Origin of the sequence: Vibrio sp. Hep-1b-8 (assembly GCF_006124995.1) — a bacterium.
Taxonomy (GTDB): Bacteria; Pseudomonadota; Gammaproteobacteria; order Enterobacterales; family Vibrionaceae; genus Vibrio.
Window position 1 is genome coordinate 25,432 of sequence record NZ_QEWN01000009.1, and the last position, 14,586, is coordinate 40,017.

At 44.4% G+C, this 14,586-nt stretch carries 13 protein-coding genes; 4 read left to right on the forward strand and 9 right to left on the reverse strand.

Translation table 11 applies throughout. The features are described 5' to 3' along the window. Position 1 precedes the first annotated feature (1 nt). Positions 2-1,912 carry a diguanylate cyclase gene (locus DA100_RS03255; RefSeq protein WP_138970855.1) on the reverse strand — a complete coding sequence of 637 codons (1,911 nt, stop codon included), beginning with the start codon at positions 1,910-1,912 and terminating at the stop codon, positions 2-4. Between the two features lie 291 nt (positions 1,913-2,203). Between DA100_RS03255 and DA100_RS03260 the strand changes: the two genes are divergently transcribed. Beyond that, complete coding sequence (locus DA100_RS03260; protein WP_138970856.1) at positions 2,204-2,617, forward strand: VOC family protein; 414 nt, start codon at positions 2,204-2,206, stop codon at positions 2,615-2,617. Here DA100_RS03260 and DA100_RS03265 read toward each other — a convergent pair. Both DA100_RS03265 and DA100_RS03270 read right to left on the reverse strand, forming a co-directional pair. Further along, the gene (locus DA100_RS03265) at positions 2,592-3,392 is read right to left on the reverse strand and encodes a Cof-type HAD-IIB family hydrolase (RefSeq protein ID WP_138970857.1); all 801 of its coding nucleotides are present in this window, start codon (positions 3,390-3,392) and stop codon (positions 2,592-2,594) included. The genes DA100_RS03260 and DA100_RS03265 overlap by 26 nt on opposite strands. Positions 3,393-3,519: 127 nt before the next feature. Further along, positions 3,520-5,271: an SgrR family transcriptional regulator gene (locus DA100_RS03270; protein ID WP_138970858.1), complete on the reverse strand. Its 1,752-nt coding sequence runs from the start codon at positions 5,269-5,271 to the stop codon at positions 3,520-3,522. 488 nt (positions 5,272-5,759) lie between these two features. Here DA100_RS03270 and DA100_RS03275 point away from each other — a divergent pair, with 488 nt between their 5' ends. Then, positions 5,760-7,196: a coniferyl aldehyde dehydrogenase gene (locus DA100_RS03275; protein ID WP_138970859.1), complete on the forward strand. Its 1,437-nt coding sequence runs from the start codon at positions 5,760-5,762 to the stop codon at positions 7,194-7,196. Positions 7,197-7,381: 185 nt separating this feature from the next. On the opposite strand, the gene nagB is transcribed toward DA100_RS03275, so the two are convergent. Next, positions 7,382-8,182: a glucosamine-6-phosphate deaminase gene (gene nagB, locus DA100_RS03280; protein ID WP_138970860.1), complete on the reverse strand. Its 801-nt coding sequence runs from the start codon at positions 8,180-8,182 to the stop codon at positions 7,382-7,384. Positions 8,183-8,566: 384 nt separating this feature from the next. Between nagB and DA100_RS03285 the strand changes: the two genes are divergently transcribed. Together DA100_RS03285 and tnpA are read left to right on the forward strand one after the other, a co-directional pair. After that, a complete protein-coding gene (locus DA100_RS03285) occupies positions 8,567-9,715 on the forward strand; it encodes a tetratricopeptide repeat protein (protein ID WP_138970861.1) in 1,149 nt (382 codons plus the stop codon). Positions 9,716-9,863: 148 nt separating this feature from the next. After that, complete coding sequence (gene tnpA, locus DA100_RS03290) at positions 9,864-10,298, forward strand: IS200/IS605 family transposase (RefSeq protein WP_138970335.1); 435 nt, start codon at positions 9,864-9,866, stop codon at positions 10,296-10,298. 82 nt (positions 10,299-10,380) lie between these two features. Here the strand turns inward: tnpA and sstT are convergent, their stop codons facing one another. From sstT to DA100_RS03315, 5 genes are all read right to left on the reverse strand, one after another. After that, complete coding sequence (sstT, locus tag DA100_RS03295) at positions 10,381-11,601, reverse strand: serine/threonine transporter SstT (protein WP_138970862.1); 1,221 nt, start codon at positions 11,599-11,601, stop codon at positions 10,381-10,383. Between the two features lie 211 nt (positions 11,602-11,812). Next, a complete protein-coding gene (gene rsgA, locus DA100_RS03300; RefSeq protein ID WP_138970863.1) occupies positions 11,813-12,877 on the reverse strand; it encodes a ribosome small subunit-dependent GTPase A in 1,065 nt (354 codons plus the stop codon). Between the two features lie 239 nt (positions 12,878-13,116). Continuing rightward, on the reverse strand, positions 13,117-13,563 hold the full coding sequence (locus DA100_RS03305; protein ID WP_138970864.1) for a copper chaperone PCu(A)C: 447 nt from the start codon (positions 13,561-13,563) through the stop codon (positions 13,117-13,119). Between the two features lie 4 nt (positions 13,564-13,567). Next, complete coding sequence (locus DA100_RS03310) at positions 13,568-14,161, reverse strand: SCO family protein (protein WP_138970865.1); 594 nt, start codon at positions 14,159-14,161, stop codon at positions 13,568-13,570. Beyond that, positions 14,158-14,586: a hypothetical protein gene (locus DA100_RS03315; protein ID WP_138970866.1), complete on the reverse strand. Its 429-nt coding sequence runs from the start codon at positions 14,584-14,586 to the stop codon at positions 14,158-14,160. The genes DA100_RS03310 and DA100_RS03315 overlap by 4 nt, the downstream gene beginning before the upstream one ends.

Genomic DNA, 14,586 nt, shown 5'->3' on the forward strand with positions numbered 1-14,586 from the left:
GTTATCCAACCGATGTATATTCAGGGTCGATGGAGTATTGGTTGCGTCCACCATTTTTAGCGCGATAGAGCGCCGAGTCAGCTTTGGCGAAGATCGATTCCCAGTCAGACTGGATGTTTTCTGCATCGCTAATAGACGCGCCCAAAGAGATTGTCACTTTAAACGTGTGTTGCTGGTACAGAAACTCGTGTTGTTCGATGGTTGTTCTCAGGCGCTCTAAAGTATCATTGACCATATTGGTACTCTCTAGTGGCATGATGAGGATAAACTCTTCTCCTCCCCAGCGAACCAGTAAGTCGTCTTTTCTGAGTTTAGCCTGTAACACGCGCACCGTTTCGCGCAATACCGAGTCCCCAACCTCATGACCGAATTGATCATTGAAGTTTTTGAAATGGTCGATATCGATAATGCTGACGAGATATTGAGTTTTGCTTTTCAGTGCTGACTGTTGTTCAAGCCACTCATCAAGAAAACGTCGGTTGAAAGCGCCAGTGAGAGAGTCGGTGGTATTCTGGCTCTTTAGCACTGCGTTTGCTTTTCTGAGACGAAGGATGCCACGTAGAGAAAAGTAAGCCAAAATGCCAAACAGAGTAAGGTAAAGGATCTCTCGCGCACGTTGCTCTTTTAACGTGATGTCTTGCAATTCATTCTGTGCTTCTAACAGTTCCACTTCACGGCTATTGAGTTGGCGTTCTAGCGCACTTTTTTCACTCAATATCTCTTCGCTGTAGGTCTCACGATAGAAAATTTGTCGCACCAAGGATTCGCGCTTCATATAATTGAGCGCTTGTTGGTAGTCCCCCTGAGCTTCGTATGCTTGAACGAGCTTACCTAGAATGTCCATCTCCCACACGACTTCATCGCTTTCTGAGTCACTCAGTATATCCAGTACCTTTTGTGCATAGTGGATGGCTTGAGAGTAGTTCTTCTCGGCCAAAAATGCAGTCGCAAACGCTTCATAGCAGTTAGCTAACATGTGGTCAGTGTTGCCGGATTCTTGAGATACATCGACACAACGCTGCGCCATGTCTAAGGCTTCGGTCGTCTGACCAACCTTTGCATACTGCATGGAAATATCAGCAAGAGTAGATAGTTTTATGCGACTTGAGCCCGTCTGATCGGCGTCGGTAAGCGCCATTTCCATATAGGTTGTCGCTTTGGAATGTTCACCGAGCGCGAAGTAAGTCGTGCTCGAATTGGCGTAAAGAATCGCTTCAAACAAACTGTTGTCGTAATGGTTGATTTTGTAGAGATCGAGTGCCCGTTTAAGGTAGTTATGCGCTTTGTGCCACTGGCCCGCCATCATATAGACGGTAGCGATATTGTTAAGCGTCATCGTTGTCTGGAAATTGTCACCAATTTCTGTGATCAACTCGAACGCCATTTTGTAGTACTTTAAGCTCGCTTTTACATCCGATTGCTGCACATTAACGTTGCCCAGCCAGCGATAAGTTCGCGCAAGTAGGCGTTTATAGCCGATATCTGCCGCTACAGGGACAATTTCATGAAGCAGCGATTCACCCTCAATAAGTAAATCGGAGTCAATCAGTTTGATGGCTGTGATTAGCTTGGCTTCTGCGCTAATCCATTCAATCTTTGATTCGATACCAAGCGCTAACATATCCGGACCATTAGGCACGGCGATGCCTTCGTATCTACTTAGATTATGCAGGCCAAAGTAGTACAACGCTTGGGCCTGAGGCGAAGCGTTATCAGGCAAGGAAATATCTTTGAGATCAACGAGCCCCGGCTGACACAAGGAGGAATAGTAAAATGTCAGCATCGAACGCTCCTTAACGGAGATATTCGAATGGAGAAAATCATGCTCTGACTCTATGTTACAAGCCGCTTGTGCGTGAGCAACACTGCCGATAGCGAATAGAATGGTTAAAAGAGACCAAAGATGCTTCATTAAAACTTATACAGCTCACTAAAAAGACAATTAGACTTAAAGTTTACCATTTTATCAATATCCTGCACTTTATTGCGGTAAATAAAAGTTACCTGTTGACCTGCTTGACGAACAATCGGCAAAGGGTTAACGCGCACGCGATTTCAGTGCGTTCTGAAACGGCTCTTGTGAGATTGCAATAGCACTAGAAAAGTGCACTATGTAAGTCGCTTACGGTGACTGCTGGCAATTCAATCCAGATGGTTCACTCGTGACTGACTGAAGGTTTAGATACAAATAAGGATGCCTACATTGCAATTAAAAGGTATACACCATGTCGCCATCATCTGCTCTGATTACCAAAGATCTAAACAGTTTTATGTCGATGTACTCAAATTGGCCGTGATTGCGGAAAACTATCGCGCAGAACGAAACTCTTATAAGCTTGATCTTGCTTTGCCAGACGGTAGTCAAATTGAGTTATTTTCATTTCCAAATCCACCGTCAAGGCCTTCGAGACCAGAAGCTCAGGGACTCAGACATTTGGCGTTTCGGGTTGAATCGGTAGAGGGTTACGTCGATTACCTAGCGGCACAGGGTGTTGAATGTGAACCGATCCGGATAGATGAATTTACTGGTAAATCGTTTACCTTCTTCAACGATCCGGATGGCTTACCACTGGAGCTTTACCAAGACTCGCTTAGTCAAGCAGCTCACGTTGTATAACCGTTAATACACCAGCCTCACGGTTAGATGGTGCAGTAAAGCGGGCAATTTGCTTGATTCTAGGATGCGCGTTGTCCATTGCGTAAGAATGGTAGCTGGCTTCTAGCATCTCTAGGTCATTGAGGTAATCACCAAAACTCATGGTTTGCTGGTGAGTAAAGCCTAGGGTTTGCTGTAAGTGTTCAATGGCAGCCCCTTTCGATGCTTGTGCATTCATCACATCCAGCCAGATTTTTGCACTGACAACGACTTGGTGGCTGTTGCCGAATGCTTGGTCGAAGGTTGGAAATACCAACTCTTCCGTTCCGTCGAAATGACAAATTGCCACTTTGATAAAGTCGTCATCAACAAGCAGCAGATCGGGAACATACTGGCAGCGGTGATAGTATTTTGCGAACTCTTCTAGTGCGCGGGGATCGTTGGTTTCAATATAGGCCGATTGCTTCCCACACAGCACGATGTGCGCTCCTGAAATAGCTCGAGCTTGCTTAATGATGGCGGCTATAGATGGTTTGTCTATCTCACAGCTGTAAAGCTCCTGACCTTGATGCATGACCAAAGTGCCGTTTTCAGCGATGAACATCATACGATCTTTGATTGGAGCGAAGGTTTCCATCAGGCTGTAATACTGACGGCCTGATGCTGCGGCAAAGATGATCTCTTTATCTTCAAGCTGTTGGTATATATCGTAAAATTTTGGGTTTAGTTGGCTATTTTCATCAAGGAGTGTGCCATCCATATCGGCGGCAACAAATCTAATGTTTGGCTTTTGCATAATTAAGGTTTGTAGTGTGTGCTCTTAGGCAAGACAGAACCGTTAACTTACATCAGTTTGTCTACTAGACAAGTGATTTTAGTCAATCGGCAGAGATTCTTTTGTGTTGCGCTCCGGCGTTTTCGGATTAGTCTGCGGACCAAACATTTTTTATATCTGGCCAGCCCCAGTTTGTTAGCGCCACATCTTTCAAAACCCCCTGAAAACGTAATGTTTGGCGATGGTGGAAGAGCGGTGATAGCCAGTATTGGTTGATGAGGGCTGATGCGATAGGTTCGAGTGCGTTTAAGTACTCATCTAACGCCGTTTGACAACGAAGTTCGTTCAGGCTTTCGACTAACCAACGTTTTGATTGTTCTCCAATGCAACGCTGAATAATGGGGTTATGGTACAAGCTGTTAAAGGCTGACGCATGTCGGTTGTCGTCAAGGTTAATGTTGGTCACTATGATGGATTCAGAAAGTTGACCTGACGTAGAAAGTGCCGTTAGTTGGCGGTAACTATAGGTGTTAATAGTGACCTCAATACCTTTCAGTTTGAGTAAGTGTTGAATGGCCAAGGCACAATTTTTCAATGAGCTGTAATCATAGATAGCGATGGTGAGCTTATCTGGTAAAGCCACTTCAGCCGTCGCTGGGCGAGTGATTTTGTGCCACATAGGTAGTAAGTTATGTGCGATTTCGCAGCCGAATAAACGCTCGCTTTGCTTGAGATAGTCGTGCACTTTATCTGGCGTTAGATAGCTAGAAAGGAAGCGACGCTGGCTATCGTTAAGCACTATATCAGCACATTGGTTGAAGAGAATAAACATGCATCCGTCTTCTGTACGGCTCTGTTTTACATCCCTTTCTACGGTTTGGCTCACTGCATGGGATACGTAGTAGTTACAATGCTGATCAGATTGCGCTCCGGGCTGATTGGTTTGTATCTGTTTATTGGACAGTTCGCTCTCATCCAGATGCCATATCGTGACATTATCTGTAAGTGCACGGCATGCGTAGTAGCGCTCGAATGCTTGTAAACTTAGACGAGCATCAGAGTGTTCGATCACTTCAAAAGGGCCGGAACCGATAATCATTTTATTGGTAGCGTTATTGACCTGTTCGCTCGGTTGGATAGAGTATTTTACACCGGAAACTAAACCACCGAATCCCTGATCTGGAGTGGTCAGCTTAAACACGATTTTGTTGTTTCCAGCACAGGACACACTCTCTAAATGGCTCAACTCGCTACGGTAGTCTTCAAGTTGTCTGAGTTTATTAAACAGCTCAACGACGGTTTTTCCATCAATCGGCGTTCCGTTGTGGAAAGTGAGGCTAGGTCTGAGATAAAAAGACCATTCCAGTGTCTGCTCGTTGTATTGCCAGTGATGAGCCAGTTGCGGTTCTAGTACCCCGTCAGCGGTACTCGCGACTAAACAACAGTATATTTGTCGCAATAAGTAACGTTCACTTGAGCGTTGTAACTGATGAGGAACCAATCGTTCAAATGGACGTTTATAGGTGAGCTGGATATGTAACTGCCCTTGACGAAACGATGCTCCAGAGGTGCTTTGCAGCAGTCGACCGAAGGCGGTTTGATCGTCATCTAGTATTGCCAGAGCCTTCTCATATTTTCCTGCCAATATTCTTTTTATCGCCAACTGATTTTTGAGTTCGTCTACTGAGAGATTAAGAATCAATGTCGAACGTTGATTTCGACCAACTTTAGGTGCCCAAGTTAACCAAGTTAGCTGCTGCATATTATTCAGGAGATTTCGTGCATGCCGAGGACTGGTGTATAGAGCCTCTGCTATCGCAGGCAAAGCGGTTTTGATTTCGACGCCGACGCCAAGGGGCGTCAGGCGCTGGTAGTAGCGAAGTAGGTTCAGATCGGACACAAGTGGCTCTCAAACAAAATAACAAGCAATTTGTATGGTTATTTTGTTCCCTATTTAGTCTGTAATCCACAGATATTTGATTTTATTTGCTGTTCTTGAGTCTTAATAGGAAAAAGAAACTAAATATAAGCTCTTTTTGTTTTCCCTATTAAGCAGCAAACTTAATGGGTCAACCGAGAGGGATATCTATGAACCAGAGGCTGGACCTCTATTGACGTTTTATCAGCAGCGATTGAACCGTTGCTCTAGGACGATAGAGAGACTTGCGCTGTTATCGCTACTCGCTCTAATGAGTGGTAGTTAGTTAAGTTTAAGCAGCATTACGATGAACATGCTCCTGACCCCCACGAAGAGTTCCGTGATGCTGCTTGTTTTCTCGCCAATGACTCAATGTTGATAAGGCAAAAAAGTGCTTCAGTACGGGACATTATGGTCAAAACTGACTAATATTAAGCCAGAAATCATGATAATACCTGTTGGCTACTAATATGGAAAAAGTCGTAGACCTTAATCGTTGGCATAAGGAACATGTCAAAACGGAGCAGGAACTGCAGCACCTGTTTGCGGAAGTTCAAGCGCATTACTCTACCAACCCTTATCCAGAACTTGAGCAAAGGCTGGACATTCTAAAGAGTATCAAGTCAGAGTTACTCAACAACAAGCGAGCTCTGGTTGATGCCTTACATCAAGATTATGGCTATCGCAGTGATTTTGATTCGTTAATTTGTGACCTGTTACCTGCAGTTGGACACATTAACTATACGATTCGGCATCTTAAAAAATGGCTTAAACCAAGTAAACGTCATTCAGGCTTGCTGCTAATGCCTTCAAAAGTGCGTGTCGAATACCAGCCTCTTGGTGTTGTTGGTGTAATAGTGCCGTGGAATTTTCCTATCGTGCTTAGTATTGCACCAATTATCACTGCTTTGGCGGCAGGTAACCGAGTGTTAGTTAAGCTAAGTGAACACACGCCGCATACCAATCAAGTATTAAGTGAGATTTTTGCTCAGTTTGGTGAATACGTTCGACCAGTAGAAGGTGGCGCTGATATTGCTCAGTACTTTTCGTCTCTGCCGTTTGATCACCTTATTTTTACTGGCTCAACCAAGGTCGGTAAATTGGTTGCAGCTTCAGCCGCTCGTAATTTGACACCGGTGACATTAGAACTGGGAGGAAAATCTCCCGCAATAATTGCCGATGATGCAGATATGAGTAAAGCGGTCGATGCTGTCATTTTAGGTAAATCGATTAACGCTGGGCAAATCTGTGTCGCTCCAGACTATGTAATGGTGCCTCAAGGGAAAGAACTCTCGTTTATCGAGTGCTATCTGGAGAGATATTCTCAGCTCTATGTCCGCAAAGGTCGATTGGATTCGGCAACACAAATCATCAATGAGACGCAATGGTTACGTTTACAAAGCTATGTTCAAGATGCAAGAAATTTAGGGGCATCTGTACACTCGATTGATGGTGTTGAGTTAGAGAAGCATCAGATGTTGCCTCAATTGGTCACCGGTGTGACACCAGAGATGCTGGTGATGCAGGAGGAAATTTTTGGTCCCATACTGCCTGTGATCGGTTATCGCCATTTAAGCGAAGTTTTTGCCTTTATCAATGCAAGACCTCGCCCCCTCGCTCTCTATCTGATGTCTAACGATAAGGTGCTTCAACAGCAAGTTATCGAGCAGACACATAGCGGTGGAGTGGCAATTAACGATACGCTACTTCATGTTGCGGCTGATGATGCCCCCTTTGGTGGCATTGGTGAGTCAGGTATTGGCCAATATCATGGGGAGGAAGGCTTCAGGACTTTCTCCAAGGCGAAAACCGTACTCACATCGCCAACATGGTTACCGCGTAATGTGATCATATTGAAGTATCGAGGACTGGCTGTAAAAGTGTTGTCACGGCTTTTTCTCCGCTAAACAACCCCGGAAGCAAAACGGGCAATTCGATAGACTTGTGTGATGAAACCTTTGACCCAAATGAGCATTGGACCGCAAGTGCCGATCTAGGTGCGAAATGTGAGTTTCCCGAGAGCTAATCAACACTAATAAAAAATCCGAGCTATGCTCGGATTTTTTGTGTTAGTCACAGCATGAAAAATGCGTTAGAAACCTTTAATGTTTTCAGCTTCTAGTTCAGTGAAGTATTTCACTGTTTTCACTTTTAGTTCTTGAGTTGCTGGCTCGTCACAAACAATCACCGATTTAGGGTGTAGCTGTAGAGCAGATACTGTCCATAGGTGGTTAACACAACCTTCAACTGCTGCTTCAAGTGCTAGTGCTTTGTTGTGGCCAGTAACCAGAATCATAATCTCTTCTGAATCTAGCAGTGTGCCTACGCCGATAGTAAGTGCGTACTTAGGTACTTGGTTGATATCGCCATCAAAGAAGCGCGAGTTTGCAATACGGGTATCTTCAGTTAGCGTTTTAATACGTGTGCGTGAAGAGAGAGAAGATGCAGGTTCGTTAAAGGCAATGTGACCATCGTTACCCACGCCACCCATGAATAGGTTGATACGGCCGTAAGACTTGATCTTGTCTTCGTAGCGCTTGCACTCTACTTCGTTATCCGCAGCGTTGCCATCAAGCAGGTTGATGTTTTCGTCTTGGATATCGATGTGGTTAAAGAAGTTGTTGTACATGAAAGAGCGGTAAGACTCTGGGTGATCGGCAGGGATACCAATGTACTCATCCATATTAAATGTAACAACGTGCTTAAAGCTTACTTCACCAGCGTTGTAAAGTTCGATAAGTGCTTTATATGTCGCAAGAGGAGTGCCACCAGTTGGTAGGCCTAATACGAATGGACGCTCAGCTGTTGGTTTGAAATCGTTGATGCGTTTCACGATGTGTGCAGCTGCCCACTTACCGACTTGTGCTGCTTTGTTTAACGGGATAAGTCTCATTTTGTGCCCCTAATATTGGAATTTATGATGCCCTGAAACATTAATTCGCATTATAAAATAAGTGACCATGTTGTGCTATTGTTTTTGGTCAATTTTTCTCTAATTGACCAAATTACGTCTGATTATCATAGTCTGTATTCGTTTGCGCGATGTAAAAATGATGTATGTAGTGGTTCGACGAATGAAAATTTTAGGGCTAAAACTAAGGTATTAGCCACCTAAATAATGGCGATGTACGTCACGTTGTGATGTAAATGAAACGCTTAGCGTAGAGGTTACTTATGCTAGTGTAATGTTATTAAGGTATGATGTTGAAGCTCAAACAATTGAGAACGCTGTCGATACAGTGATTAATAGAAATATAAAGATATTTAAGAAGACCAGATGAATATTATTGGGATCGCGATTGGTGCGACCGGGCTTCTGTTACTAGGCATGTTTATGTGGATGCTGGCTTTGTCCATCCGTAAGAAGCGCTTAGAGCAAGAACGTAAAGAGCGAGAAATCGCTTACCGAAAAGCGATTGAAAAGAATCGTAAACAGGAACATGAAGAGCGGATTATGAAGGCCGAAGGCGGTCATATTCCTACGATTCTCTATCTGGCTAAAGAGGCTGAAAGAACTCGTCCAAAAGAAGCGATCTATTGGTACACCAAAGCGGCAAAACTAGATAATGTTACCGGTATGTACGGCGTAGTACGTATCAGTAATAAGATGAAGCAAGATGTTATCTTAAAAGAGCAATCTAAGTTCTGGCAGACATCCATTGCGGCTATTGAAGGTAGCTTACCGCATAAGTTTGAAATGGCGCAGGCGCTGTTTTATGGTCGTGGTACTGAAGTGAATCCACCAAAAGCGATAGAGCTTTTGGAATCCGCAGCACAGCAAAACCATATTCCATCGCTCCTGTTTTTGGGTGATTGGTGTCTTTCGGATAACAACCCACAGAAAAGTCCGTCACGTTCAACTGACTATTATCGCCGAGCGACCGATCTTAAAAGTAATGAAGGTCGAATGAAACTGGGCACCAACTACATTCATGGTCACGGTGTACCAAGCAATTTCAATCTAGGTTGCTATTGGTTGGAGCGAGCGGCTGAAAAAGGTTATCTGGAAGCCATGTATAAGGCTGGGGAAACCTGGATGGATCAACGACCAAATGGCAATGCGATTGCTTATATTTGGTTGTTCCTTGCTAGCCAGCTTGGTCATGATCCAGCGCGAGCGTTGCGTGATCAGGTGGCGCTGAACATAGGTGTCGATACTGTTGTTGGTCTACAGAGTCTTGCTAAACCTATGATTAAGAAGATTCGAGAGAATAAAGTAAACAAACACTCTATTATCAAAGCGCTAAACAAACTGTATAAACGAGCGATTCCGATTAATGAACAGGGCTCGGCTCCGATTCTATCTACGTTAGAATCCAATGACACGGTGGCGAAACCTGAGTCACTTAACGTAGAGGAAACGCCGCAGGCTGATGAGCAAGATAATCGAATCGACTACTCGCAGTCCCCAATGGATAAACAATAAAAAATGGCCTCATCAAGAGGCCATTTTTATTTTCAGCCCTAAACCACCTACTTCAGTAGGTGGTTATCATTCAGTGAGGCTTTGCCTGTAGTTCTACCCATGTTAAATGCTCCCTTGATTTTTAGCGAAGTCAAAGAGGACAAATAACATGAGTAGATACAATCAAGCTTCCCACGTATTTTGGAGATGTCAATATCACATAGTGTGGACGCCAAAATACAGATTTAGGATCTTGAAGAACAATGTAGGCAAAGAAGTTTATCGGTGTATAAATGTTTACTGTAATCAACTTGGATGGGAAGTTGTTGAGCTGAACGTCCAAGTTGACCACGTGCACTTAGTCGTAAAGGTTCCACCCAAGCTATCAATATCCAAGTTGATGGGCGTATTGAAAGGCAAAATAGCCTTAAAGCTCTTCAGTAAGTTTCCATATTTGAGGAAAAATAAGCTTTGGGGTAATCACTTTTGGCAAAGGGGCTATTTTGTCGATAGTGTAGGAATTAATGAAGAAATCATTCGACGTTATGTAAGACATCAGGAGAAGAAAGAGCGCGTGGAACAGCAACAATTAGCGCTGGACTAAACAAAGGCCCCCTTTTAGGGGGCTCACACAAAGCCACCTTCTTTAGAAGGTGGTAATTTACTGGTTTGGGTCAACGCTGAACTTATTTAAGTTCTTGTTTCTGCTTTGATTTACATACCGCAGCGGTAAAGACGACGTCAGTTGAGCTGTTTAGCGCTGTTTCTGCTGAATCTTGAACAACACCAATGATGAAGCCAACCGCTACCACCTGCATCGCAATCTCATTTGGAATACCAAACAGGCCACATGCTAATGGGATAAGCAGTAATGAGCCACCAGCAACACCAGAAGCACCACATGCAGAAACTGCCGCTACCACACTCAGTAGCAGTGCAGTAAGTAGATCCACTTCAATACCTAAGGTGTGAACCGCCGCCAGAGTCAGAGTTGTGATAGTAATCGCGGCACCCGCCATGTTGATGGTAGCGCCAAGAGGAATAGAAACTGAGTAAGTATCTTCATCAAGCTTAAGCTTTTCACATAGCGCCATGTTGACTGGAATGTTTGCTGCGCTTGAGCGAGTGAAGAAGGCTGTTACGCCACTTTCACGGATACATTGCAGAACCAATGGGTATGGGTTTTCACCGGTTTTAAACAGCACGATTAGCGGGTTAACGACTAGTGCGATTATCGCCATTGAACTTAACAGTACCACCAGAAGCTGCGCATAACCAGCGAGCGCTTCGAAGCCTGTGGTTGCCAGTGTAGAAGCTACCAGACCAAAGATACCGAATGGCGCCAGACGAATAATAAAGCGTACGATTTGTGATACACCGTGGCTAAGGTCTTCAAATACCGCTTTAGTTGTACCTGATGCGTGGTGAAGCGCCAGGCCAAGACCTACAGCCCATGCCAGGATACCAATGTAGTTTGCACTCATCAGAGCGTTAACTGGGTTGTCAACTAGCTTAAACAGCAGAGTATTGAGTACTTCAGCGATGCCTTGTGGAGGAGTAGCTCCTTCAGCACCTGATACAAGCGTTAGCGTGGTTGGAAAGAGGAAACTCAGTACAACAGCGGTTAGAGCTGCTGTTAATGTACCGAAAAGGTAAAGAACCACGATAGGACGCATATACGTGTGTTGGTTTTTCTTTTGGTTAGCGATCGAAGCAGCCACCAAAATAAAAACGAGAATAGGCGCAACTGCTTTTAGTGCACCAACAAACAGGCTTCCGAGTAAACCGACACTTTTCGCATGCTCTGGAGATACAGTCGCTAGACCAACACCAAGGATGATGCCAGCTAGGATCTGCAAAACCAGATTGCCACGAGCAAAGCGCGCAATGAGAGAGTTGTGTTGCATAGTTATCCCTGCAATGAATAGTTTTATGAATTTATAGTAATCTCAGTTATCGCAACTGAGCTGTTAATATTAGCGGCTTGAAATAATGTGTCTAGGATTAATTGAAAAGTAGCATGAAAAATTAATTTTATTCGCTTTATGTGAATTTTATGTTTTATATGTGTGTTGATTTGGTAAATAACAAAAAGGGGGCTAATGCCCCCTTGATTGTTTAATATCCACTACCGTGTTTTTGGTCACGATGAGCGTTTTGTACTCTCTTATAGTATTTGGTTTGCTGTTTATAAGAGGCACGTTTTTCAGCGATAGTCGCACTATTATGTTGCTGTTCGCGTAACAACTTAAGGTAGTTGTTGAGCCTTCGTTGCTCTAACTGACCTGATTCGATTGCTTCTCGTACCCGACAACCTGGTTCTTCTTGATGCTGACAATCGGAGAAACGGCATTGAGCTACCAGCGACTCGACGTCAGAAAATGTTTCAGCGACGCCTTCTGCACAGTCCACCAGTTGAAGCTCACGCATTCCTGGAGTGTCGATCAGAACCGCACCACTTGGCATGAAATGCAACGAACGACTGGTTGTCGTATGGCGCCCTTTACTATCACTCTCCCTGATTCCACCCGTTTGTTGCGCCTGTTGCTGCAATAAACTGTTGACTAAGGTTGACTTGCCGACCCCTGAAGAGCCCATAAACGCGACGGTTTTACCGCTGTTACACCAAGCAAGAAGACGTTGACACTGTTGATAGTCCAATGCATTGACTGACTCTACCATTAGCAGAGGGTCTAGCTTTTGAACTTGTGTTTTTTTCTCATCGAGTTGCTCGGTTAGGTCTGCTTTCGTCAAGACGATAACAGGCTCTACCTCTGCTTCATGTGCGATAGCCAAGTATCGTTCGATCCGGCTGAGGTTAAAGTCATCATTCAATGAGCAAACAATAAACAGCGACGTCACATTTGCGGCAATGAGTTGTTCAGAAACTTTACTGCCGGCCGCTTTGCGTTGAAAGAGCGACTGACGCTCTAACAGACGGACGAATCGCGAGTCAACATCGAGCAAAACCCAATCACCTACCGTCATGGAAGGTAGAGACTTGTGAATTTCTAAGTTGATTTCGCCTGACTCACACAGCAACTTATATCCGCTTCGATGGTGCTCAATGACTCGAGCGGCGATTCGTTGGTGTTCGATATCTTCAAGTGTTAACTGTTGCTGAAAAAGATTGTTCCAGCCAAGTGTCGTTAATGACATTGCTGGTTGTGCTTTGGTATTCATATATGCCCCAAGCTTACAGAAAATCTGTATCTATTAATTAGATTTGCTAGGGTCTAAGACCCCGGTTTGATATACACCGGGCAATGAGAAGGGAAGGGGAGTTTTAATTAACCAAGCTTCGCCGTTCCTGCCGGGTGGGTTGTTAGTACAATCATCGTATCCTCCTATGGAACTGTTTCAGTTTTGTGCAATTCTAGCAAAAGAGGAGGGCGAATGCCCACCTCTGTTCGTCACTATTTTTAGTGCTTGTGTTGCATTCCGCTCATGACTTTTTTCACTGGTGCGGTGAACGTGTATTGTTCACCATTCGCGAACGTGAGTTGGACGTCGATTTCTTGATTTTCCGCTAGTGGCTGTTTGAGATCGAATAACATGATGTGCAAGCTACCCGGTTTTAACTCAACTTTTCCTTTCGCAGGGATGGTAATGCGGTCAATCTGACGCATTTTCATGACTTCACCCTCTTTAATCACATCGTGAAGTTCAACCTTGCCTGCCGCTTCGGTTGTGGCAGAGACAATATAGCGCTCTTGTTCACCTCTGTTCATAAATTCACCAAACACGGCGCTCGTAACGGCTGTTGGTGGCGTCGCGCGAGCATAAGCGTGATGTGCCATGATGTCCATTTTAGCGTGAGCCAGTGGGCTTAGAACCAATGTTGCTAGTAAGAGGGCTTTAAGTTTCATTCAACTATCCTTCTGAGATAACAGTTTTAAAGGTTTCGACCAGCGGAGCTGGTGTCAGTGTGTGTGGCACTTTGGTAATCAATGTGCCATCTGGTTTTAGGAAATAGAAATAAGAGCTGTGATCGAGCGTGTATTTCAACTGCGAGTTTTCTAACTCGGTCTTGCGAAAAATAACGCCATATTTATGGGCAAGCGGTGTCGTTACTTCAAGTGGCGCAGATACCCCCTCGATCATCGGGTGGAAATATTGAGCGTACTTGTAAGAATCAGAGGCGGCATCACGCTCCGGATCAAGGGAAATAAATATTGGCCGAAACTGTTTTTTCACCTCGTCATCGACTTGGTTTAACGCCCCCGCTAACATGGCAAGCGAAGTTGGACAAACGTCAGGACAGCGAGTGAAGCCAAAGTAAACAACGCGTATACGTGAATCCTGGCTGTCGAACAGGTCAACAGGCTGATTATTTTCTCCAAATAACACCACCTTCGAATCAGATTGTTCTACTGACGCTGATTTAGGTTGTTGATCAAGGTAGCTTTTTAGCCCTAAACCGAGCACAAATGCGACGACTAAAATTAACGACCAATTACGACTCATCGTTCCATCCTTATTGAGGTTTTTATTGATTCTTTGCTATCGCTGACCGTACCATACCAAGTCATTGCCTCGGTTGTGCAAACAGGCAGGATTATCTGACCAGAAAAGCCACCTTGTGGGGTTTTATCCAGCTTGAAGACCACGGTTCCCATGTCCATTTCATACCCTTGCAGGGACAAGAGAAGATATTCACTGTCGGATTGCGGCCAAGTAACATCGATTTGGGTTGGGACTAATGGCTGACTGGTATCTTTGTCGACATATATCGCCACTTCGTTATGTTGGCAGCTGTTGGTTGTTAGTAAACAGTATTGATCAAGAGAAATTGATTGTTTAGTCGATTGGAACCAAGAAATTAGGTCACTGGCAAAGAACCCGCCACCAAGAGCGGCAATGATTAGCAGTAACTTTGCAATGGTAGGCAT

What these genes read in the sequence shown, in the direction of transcription:
- DA100_RS03255 (WP_138970855.1), bottom strand. Translation starts at nt 1,912, where the DNA reads ATGAAGCATCTTTGGTCTCTTTTAACCATTCTATTCGCTATCGGCAGT.
- DA100_RS03265 (WP_138970857.1), bottom strand. Translation starts at nt 3,392, where the DNA reads ATGCAAAAGCCAAACATTAGATTTGTTGCCGCCGATATGGATGGCACA.
- DA100_RS03275 (WP_138970859.1), top strand. Translation starts at nt 5,760, where the DNA reads ATGGAAAAAGTCGTAGACCTTAATCGTTGGCATAAGGAACATGTCAAA.
- nagB (WP_138970860.1), bottom strand. Translation starts at nt 8,182, where the DNA reads ATGAGACTTATCCCGTTAAACAAAGCAGCACAAGTCGGTAAGTGGGCA.
- DA100_RS03285 (WP_138970861.1), top strand. Translation starts at nt 8,567, where the DNA reads ATGAATATTATTGGGATCGCGATTGGTGCGACCGGGCTTCTGTTACTA.
- tnpA (WP_138970335.1), top strand. Translation starts at nt 9,864, where the DNA reads ATGAGTAGATACAATCAAGCTTCCCACGTATTTTGGAGATGTCAATAT.
- sstT (WP_138970862.1), bottom strand. Translation starts at nt 11,601, where the DNA reads ATGCAACACAACTCTCTCATTGCGCGCTTTGCTCGTGGCAATCTGGTT.
- rsgA (WP_138970863.1), bottom strand. Translation starts at nt 12,877, where the DNA reads ATGAATACCAAAGCACAACCAGCAATGTCATTAACGACACTTGGCTGG.
- DA100_RS03305 (WP_138970864.1), bottom strand. Translation starts at nt 13,563, where the DNA reads ATGAAACTTAAAGCCCTCTTACTAGCAACATTGGTTCTAAGCCCACTG.
- DA100_RS03310 (WP_138970865.1), bottom strand. Translation starts at nt 14,161, where the DNA reads ATGAGTCGTAATTGGTCGTTAATTTTAGTCGTCGCATTTGTGCTCGGT.
- DA100_RS03315 (WP_138970866.1), bottom strand. Translation starts at nt 14,586, where the DNA reads ATGCCTACCATTGCAAAGTTACTGCTAATCATTGCCGCTCTTGGTGGC.